This window comes from Leyella stercorea (genome assembly GCF_021531355.1).
GTDB lineage: Bacteria > Bacteroidota > Bacteroidia > Bacteroidales > Bacteroidaceae > Prevotella.
In genome coordinates, this window is sequence record NZ_JADYTS010000107.1 from 1 (window position 1) to 6746 (window position 6746).

Here is a 6746-nt window from a genome sequence, read left to right on the forward strand (position 1 = left end):
GATTGCACGGAGCATCAAATACCAAGATGACCTCTATGCGTCCACGACTGAAAGAATTAAACGACAATCCCTACTATATAAAATCTATTTCGTCTTGACTCTCACAATTCTTATGCCAGTCTGCGACGGATGCTTTTGCATGTATTGGTAGAGCGTCATAGGCTCTTCAACAACCTTCTTGTGAATTTGTGAGGCGTTGAGCATATGCAGTCCGTCTTTGTGCCACACGGCAATGCCTATGTGCGACGTGTCGAGTCCTGCCTTGGATGTTGTGATGGCAATAATGTCGCCATTGTGGATGGTAGAGCGCAGCAGCTTGGTGTCGTGGATGGCAGATTTGGGAATGTAGCTGAACTTCTTTCCGGAGAGCAGCTGCTCGGTCTTGGCTATCCGTTCTATCATTTGCGGATTGTCCTTCAGCATAGGATAAAGCGAAGCGTGAGTGCTCATGAAGTCAATACGCAAGGCCTGGGTTGCTGAGAAAGGAGGGTTGGGCGACTGAATCTCTTCGACGAATCCCTTCTGTGTGTTCTCGTAAATCCAGTCGGTAAAATAATGCTGTCGGGCAGTATAGCTCACCTCTCCGTTCTGGTATCTCACCATTCGCAGGTAGTGTGCGTAATCGTCAACCGAAGTCTTGCCGTTCTTGATGCAAAGATAAATGGCAAGAACGTTCTCTACATAAGTGGTGCAGTCGAGCTGGCTAAGATTCACTACAAGCTTTTCCTGCTTGTTCACCTCAAGCGTCTTTGCCACGTAAGGAATGCCACGCAATTCGCGTGCTATTGCGATTATAAGGGCTGGGTCGGCTGTTTGCTGGGCGTATTTATTCATTATCTGCTCAATTCTTGCCCTGTCTTTCACCTTATTATTATAGGTGATGGATACCGAACTTTTGCCATACGACAACGAGTCCTCATAGGCAGGTTTTGACTTTAGCTGTAGCGAGTTCTGCTGTTTGCTAGCGTTATTTTGCGCTTGTGGCTTTATGTTGTTTGCCGAAGGGTTGCCGCATTGTGCGAGCAACGCCACGGCAAGCGATAGAAACGTTGTGGTCATAATATTCTGGTTTTTCATTTCATTCTTCCAAAGTTTACTCCTACATAAATGTTAAGGCTACCGAAGATGTTGTTGGTAGAGAACTTCGACTTATGGTAGTTGTACGTGTGGATTATGGCGTTGGCACCATAATACCATCGCATATTGTTCCATACGATTCCGAAGCGTCCCACTCCGTCGATATTGAAGTTGTGGAAGGAGAAGTCCTTGAGCGTGAATGTAGAGTGATTGGTGTCGCTCGACGAACTCTTGTAGCCCAGGGCCAACGACAACGAGGCAGCCGCCAGCCAGTTGCGGGCGAACACCCAGTTGTAGCCGTAGCCTCCCGAAAGCGAGACGTCGGTATAGTTAATCTTCTTGAATTTCAGTTCGGGGTCCATGTAGCGCTCGGCAGTCTCCTCGCCAAGGTTTTTGGCAACGATGTTGTACAGCTTCTCCCAATCGACACTTAACGAGTGGCGTGTGTAGCCAATGCCGCACAATGCCGAACCGCACGACTTGCGTTGTATTGTCGACTGGCTGAAGGCGGCAGGGTAGGAGAACCGCTTGTGATTGAAGATGTAATACATGTTGAATCCCTTGATGCTCACGCTAATGCCGTCGTAGTTCATTCCGTTTAACTGGCGTGTGTTCACCTTGCCGTCTGTGTCGAGTTGGGCTTTCGAGATTTTGTAGTCGTTGCCCGTCTTGCGGTAGAAAAGGTCAACTCCAAGCTGTGAACTGTAGATGGAGAGGTCAAATTCGGTTCGCTTGTCTCCGCTGTTGATGTTCTTCAGGTCGAAAGTGTAGCCAAGGAAAATCCAACGCCAGCCTAAATACGGTCCGAGCTTGAAGGTGGGGAGTGGGGCAAAGGTGAAGTCGTTGCCCATAGTAGTAGCTATGCGGTAAATCTCATAAGTATTGGTGTTTTGAACCATAGCTGTGTAGTTGAACTTCTGCGGTTCGATGTAGTTGGTGTCCACCTCGCTGAAATTCCTCATAAACCTGCCAAAAGTCCTGCCGACAACACGGAAGAAAGTCTTGTGACGGTACTTTTGGGGCGTACTGATGGTGTCTGCCGTAGTTTGAGCCATGGCAGACATTCCCGAAATCAATACGGACAACAATATAGTTATGGTTCTTTTCAAATACATGTATTTTAGAGCTTTCCGAGAATTCGGTCCATCACCCAGTTGACAGGTGTGGCGCTGACGCTTGTACATTGGCACACTCCTATGCCCTGAAGATGCTCTATTACAGAGCGTATGATAGGCAGTTGGACATAAGAAGGGTTAGGCACAACAATGTTTGTTCGTCCGGCACTCGTCACCACTTGTATGGGGTCGTAATTGTAGACCGAGAACGACAGCATTCCCTTGTCGCCAATCACCTCAATGCAGTCTTCCTTTGCACTCTGATGGCCCACGAAACACCATGAGCCACTACCCGGCAGACCGTTCTCGAAGAAGAAGCTGGCGCTTATGGAGTCCTCAGCCTTATACAGATGTGCCCTGTTGGAGCAATAGCCATGAGCACGTGTTATGACTCCGAAAATGTCCTGCAGGAGGTCGAGCTGATGAGGAGCCAAGTCGTAGAAGTAGCCTCCTCCTGCAATGTCCGGCTGCAAGCGCCACGGCAGGTTGTGGGCGTCCTGATAGTCAAGGTCTCTCGGCGGAACCGAGAAACGTATCTGGACATTTACGATTGTGCCGATAGTTCCCGAATTGATGATGCTCTTCACCTTCTGGAAATAGGGCAGGTAGCGTCTGTAGTAAGCCACGAAGCACGGCACGCCCGTAATCTCGCTGATGCGGTTGATGCGGGCACAGTCCTCGTAGCTTGCTGCCAACGGCTTCTCGATATACACGGGTTTGCCAGCCTTCATAGCCATTATAGCGAATGTTGCATGGCTTGAAGGAGGAGTGGCTATGTAGACGGCATTGACGTTAGGGTCGTCAATAAGCTCCTGAGGGTCGGTGTACCACCTCTTTATATTATGACGCTTGGCGTACGACTTTGCCTTAGCCTCGTTTCGGCTCATAACAGCCACTACGCTTGAACCAGGCACCTCATTGAATGCCGGTCCGGATTTCTTCTCGGTCACCTCACCGCATCCGATAAATCCCCAACCTATTTGTTTCATATCTTAATCACTAAATCAAAAATTCATTATCGTCAACTGCTCAGGCTACGGCGAGGATGCCATAGTCTCCTACAATTCAACATAGAACAATTCTTCATCGCAGGTGTTAGCCGAGAACAATTCAACACTCAACATTCAAAACTCAAAATTCATGAATGTTCCTCCAGCCATTTGTCAATCAGCATTCTTGCAAGGCTGAGTTTCTCGGGAATCGTAGGCAGGTTGTTCTTGTTAAACCAGTTGCCTCGCGACAGTTCCGACTCCTGCAACTTCAAGTCGCCCCCGTCATATTCAGCAAAGAATCCGACCATGAGTCCGCAAGGGTAGGGCCAAGGCTGCGACTTGAAGTATCTCAGATTCTTAATCGATATGGAAGCCTCCTCCCACACCTCACGTCTAACTGCCTCTTCGAGCGACTCTCCCGTCTCCACAAATCCGGCAATACATCCGTAGAAGTCGGTCTTGAAGTTCTTGGCATGTACCAGCAGCAGGTCGTCGCCACGGTTTATGAGTACGATAATGGCTGTAGCCAGTTGTGGCCAGACGGTCTTACCGCAATTGGGGCATTTCTTGGAAATGTCTGTATCCATCACCATTGGCGACCCGCATACGCCACAATATTGCGTGTTGCGGTCCCAGTAGAGCAGCTCGTGGCATTTGCCCGCCTTGAGATAAAGAGGATGCGAAAGCTTGTAGTACGACTGCCGTAGACCGCACCCTTCGAAAGTGCCGTCAGCACAAATCTGCATGTCGTCTACTTGCAGGGCCTTCACTTCCTCTCCGCTGTCCATGGGCGAAATGTCCATAATATGTGTTTTGGGGGTGGTAGTGACGGGCACATACTCGCAATACGGGATGGTGAAAGTGCCATCCTCACATTTCTGAAGGAGAAGTTCCCCTTTATTGTTGAATACAAACCAGTAGTACATAGTTATGTTTTAAAAAGGTTATATTTTAAATACAAATTTAGATAAAATTTCCGAATTATAAGCCAGTTGTGATAAAAAACAGAAATGAATATCTCCATGTGCTCGCTGCTGGAGTTAAAATGTCAAGACCGGCATATCTGAAATCTTGCATCAATGTGCTCTAAATCACAAATAATCTTTGTGATGGTTACACCTCATTCGCAATCTTACCATATTGACGGACGGCTATGAAAGCCAGTTTGAGTACAAACTCGAAGAGTAAAGTATAACTATATGAGTAGGTCCTTGTTTGCGCTTGGGCCAGAAAGTTTGTGTTCCTCATTTTTATTATACAGATGTTTAGTTACCTTTTGCGGAGATATCCATTTTTGTTTTATAGAGGAAAGGTAGTGTTTTTTGAAGAAAACAGCATCATGATAGCTTTATATTATTGAGATTCTTCTCCAACTCTTCCTTCACTTCGTCGATGGAGATGTCGAGAAGCTGCATCTGTCGGGCGAGTTCCGGGAGTCTTTCTTTCATAAACTCCTTCTTGCGGGTCTTTTTGATTTGCTTCTTGGCTCCTGCGGAAACAAAGTAGCCCAGGCCTCGCTTGTTGTAGATGATCTCATCGGTGGCAAGCAGATCGTATGCCTTCACGGCTGTGTTGGCATTTACCTCCAGCAGCACGGCGTATTCCCTGACGCTCGGTATTCGCTCGTCTTCCTTGTACTTGCCCGCCAGAATCTCATCGCTCAATCGCTCGGCTATCTGTACGTATATTGCTTTATCATTACTGAAAATCATAATACTTTCAATTTTAATTTTTAGATGTTGATCCACTTGTTGCAGATAACCTGCATACGGGTGAAGAGCTTGTAGGATGCCCAATAGTTGAAGGCAGCCAAAGCAAGGAAAACAAAGAATGCTGTAATTGTTATACAATAGTCAGCTGTGGAACCATTGCTGAAGTTAATATGACTGAAGAAATCAAAAACTCCAGCTTCTCCTAATTTGTTGATTATGTATCCCAAAATCATACTAAGAAGAATGCCCGTGCAAGCTGTTAGCAATACAGGCAACTTGCGATAGAATGTTCCGCCAAGTGTTGCGAAAGAATGGGAAAATAGTATGAATGAATAGAGGGTAATCCATTTCAGCCAGTCGTTGTCGAAAGGGTGAATTGTGGAAATAATATGGCTAAGCACAGTCCAGGTGATGCTGATATGAAAATCTGGAGTGATGATGAAACTAAAGATGAACAGTATAACATCAGCCAAGATTACTGCTGCAAAAAGTTGAACCAAAACACCGATACTCATCATGAGTAATCGGGCCACAAACTTCTCTAGATTACAAGCAGGAAGCATCAGGAAACTCTCTCTTTGCAATTTAGTCTTCATGTTATTGAATATACAACTTGCCAAGATGTAGAACGCGATGAATGCTATTATATAAAAGAACATGCAAACACTTACCTGGTATTGATGACCAGCCTGTTCTACATCGGTTGAGTTAAGCCAAAATCTCATGCTAAAAAGTCGCAATACACAATAGATGGAAATGCTGAGGGTGAGACCTGCTGTAGCTCCAAGATGACGCTGCCAGTTGGTGAGAATATCCCAACGAAGTACCATGCTTAATCTATGTAAATCGAAATTCTTTTTCATAATCGTCTAATTTTAATCGTTTAATTTTCCATTAATTACTGCATTGAAGAGCAACTCCAGGTTCATCTGTGTTTCCTGTTCACCCTCCTGTCGCTTGCAGATGGCGGCATTGCCCTGCAGGGTTGGTTCGGCGTAGAGCACGGTGTCGTCCATCTCCTGTGGGTTGCGGTACTCGAAGGTGTATTTCCCGCAGATGTCTGAAACCGATGCATCGAGCAGGAGCTGGCTCTGGTTCATGATGATGATGTGGTCGAGCAACGACTCTACATCGTGCACCTGGTGAGTTGAGATGATGAGGGTGCGGTCTTCCGTCATGTTGTTGGCGATGACCTTACGGAACTGGCTCTTCGATGGGATGTCGAGACCATTGGTTGGCTCGTCCATCAGAAGAAAGCGGGTACCCGTGGCGAGTGCGAAACTCATGAATACCTTCTTCTTCTGTCCCATCGAGAGTTCGTTCAACTTGAGAGAGAGTGGTAAATCAAAATCCTTAAGGCAACGATCCAGCACTTCCTGCGAGAAGTTAGGATAGAACTCCTGGTTCATCTTCACGTAGGTGGCGAGTGAAACGTTGGGCAGTTCAAACTCTTCGGGCACCATGAAGATATCCTTCAGCATCTCGGCTCTGCGGTCTTGTGCCGAAATGCCATCCACGAGAACGGTGCCTTGTTGCTGGCGGAGCAATCCGCTGATGAGGTAGAGCAGGGTGCTCTTGCCTGTACCGTTCTTACCGAGCAAGCCATAAATGTTGTTCTCCTTGAGCTCCAAAGAGAAATCTCTAAATACGAGGTGCTTGCTACCTGGGTATCTGAAATCAATGTCTTTAATCTGTATCATAATCGTTAATGTTTTAGTGTACTACTTCAATAGGACACTGCAAATATAAATATTTTCTCAAGCAAGTTCCAAGTTTTTAAGTAAGTGATCTAAATTATTTTTATATATAAGTACTAACATGGCTCATTTTTCGTTTTATAGAAAAAGTAG

7 protein-coding genes are annotated in these 6746 nt (G+C 46.3%); all 7 read right to left on the bottom strand.

The window, feature by feature from the left end:
• Positions 1-84: 84 nt before the first annotated feature.
• Positions 85-1077: an N-acetylmuramoyl-L-alanine amidase-like domain-containing protein gene (locus I6E38_RS13925; protein WP_235394557.1), complete on the bottom strand. Its 993-nt coding sequence runs from the start codon at positions 1075-1077 to the stop codon at positions 85-87.
• A complete protein-coding gene (locus I6E38_RS13930; RefSeq protein ID WP_235394558.1) occupies positions 1074-2192 on the bottom strand; it encodes a DUF4421 domain-containing protein in 1119 nt (372 codons plus the stop codon). The genes I6E38_RS13925 and I6E38_RS13930 overlap by 4 nt, the downstream gene beginning before the upstream one ends.
• Positions 2193-2197: 5 nt before the next feature.
• On the bottom strand, positions 2198-3181 hold the full coding sequence (locus I6E38_RS13935; protein ID WP_235394559.1) for a Gfo/Idh/MocA family protein: 984 nt from the start codon (positions 3179-3181) through the stop codon (positions 2198-2200).
• A 149-nt stretch (positions 3182-3330) separates the two neighbouring features.
• Positions 3331-4110, bottom strand: a complete 780-nt coding sequence (nudC, locus tag I6E38_RS13940) for an NAD(+) diphosphatase (protein ID WP_235394560.1) — start codon at positions 4108-4110, stop codon at positions 3331-3333.
• Between the two features lie 411 nt (positions 4111-4521).
• Positions 4522-4896: a GntR family transcriptional regulator gene (locus tag I6E38_RS13945; protein ID WP_235394561.1), complete on the bottom strand. Its 375-nt coding sequence runs from the start codon at positions 4894-4896 to the stop codon at positions 4522-4524.
• Positions 4897-4916: 20 nt separating this feature from the next.
• Positions 4917-5759: a hypothetical protein gene (locus tag I6E38_RS13950; RefSeq protein WP_235394562.1), complete on the bottom strand. Its 843-nt coding sequence runs from the start codon at positions 5757-5759 to the stop codon at positions 4917-4919.
• A gap of 12 nt (positions 5760-5771) precedes the next feature.
• A complete protein-coding gene (locus tag I6E38_RS13955) occupies positions 5772-6596 on the bottom strand; it encodes an ABC transporter ATP-binding protein (protein ID WP_235394563.1) in 825 nt (274 codons plus the stop codon).
• Positions 6597-6746 lie beyond the last annotated feature (150 nt).

Excerpts from the sequence above, each read along its gene's own strand:
- I6E38_RS13925 (WP_235394557.1), bottom strand. The coding sequence starts at position 1,077 with ATGAAAAACCAGAATATTATGACCACAACGTTTCTATCGCTTGCCGTG.
- I6E38_RS13930 (WP_235394558.1), bottom strand. The coding sequence starts at position 2,192 with ATGTATTTGAAAAGAACCATAACTATATTGTTGTCCGTATTGATTTCG.
- I6E38_RS13935 (WP_235394559.1), bottom strand. The coding sequence starts at position 3,181 with ATGAAACAAATAGGTTGGGGATTTATCGGATGCGGTGAGGTGACCGAG.
- nudC (WP_235394560.1), bottom strand. The coding sequence starts at position 4,110 with ATGTACTACTGGTTTGTATTCAACAATAAAGGGGAACTTCTCCTTCAG.
- I6E38_RS13945 (WP_235394561.1), bottom strand. The coding sequence starts at position 4,896 with ATGATTTTCAGTAATGATAAAGCAATATACGTACAGATAGCCGAGCGA.
- I6E38_RS13950 (WP_235394562.1), bottom strand. The coding sequence starts at position 5,759 with ATGAAAAAGAATTTCGATTTACATAGATTAAGCATGGTACTTCGTTGG.
- I6E38_RS13955 (WP_235394563.1), bottom strand. The coding sequence starts at position 6,596 with ATGATACAGATTAAAGACATTGATTTCAGATACCCAGGTAGCAAGCAC.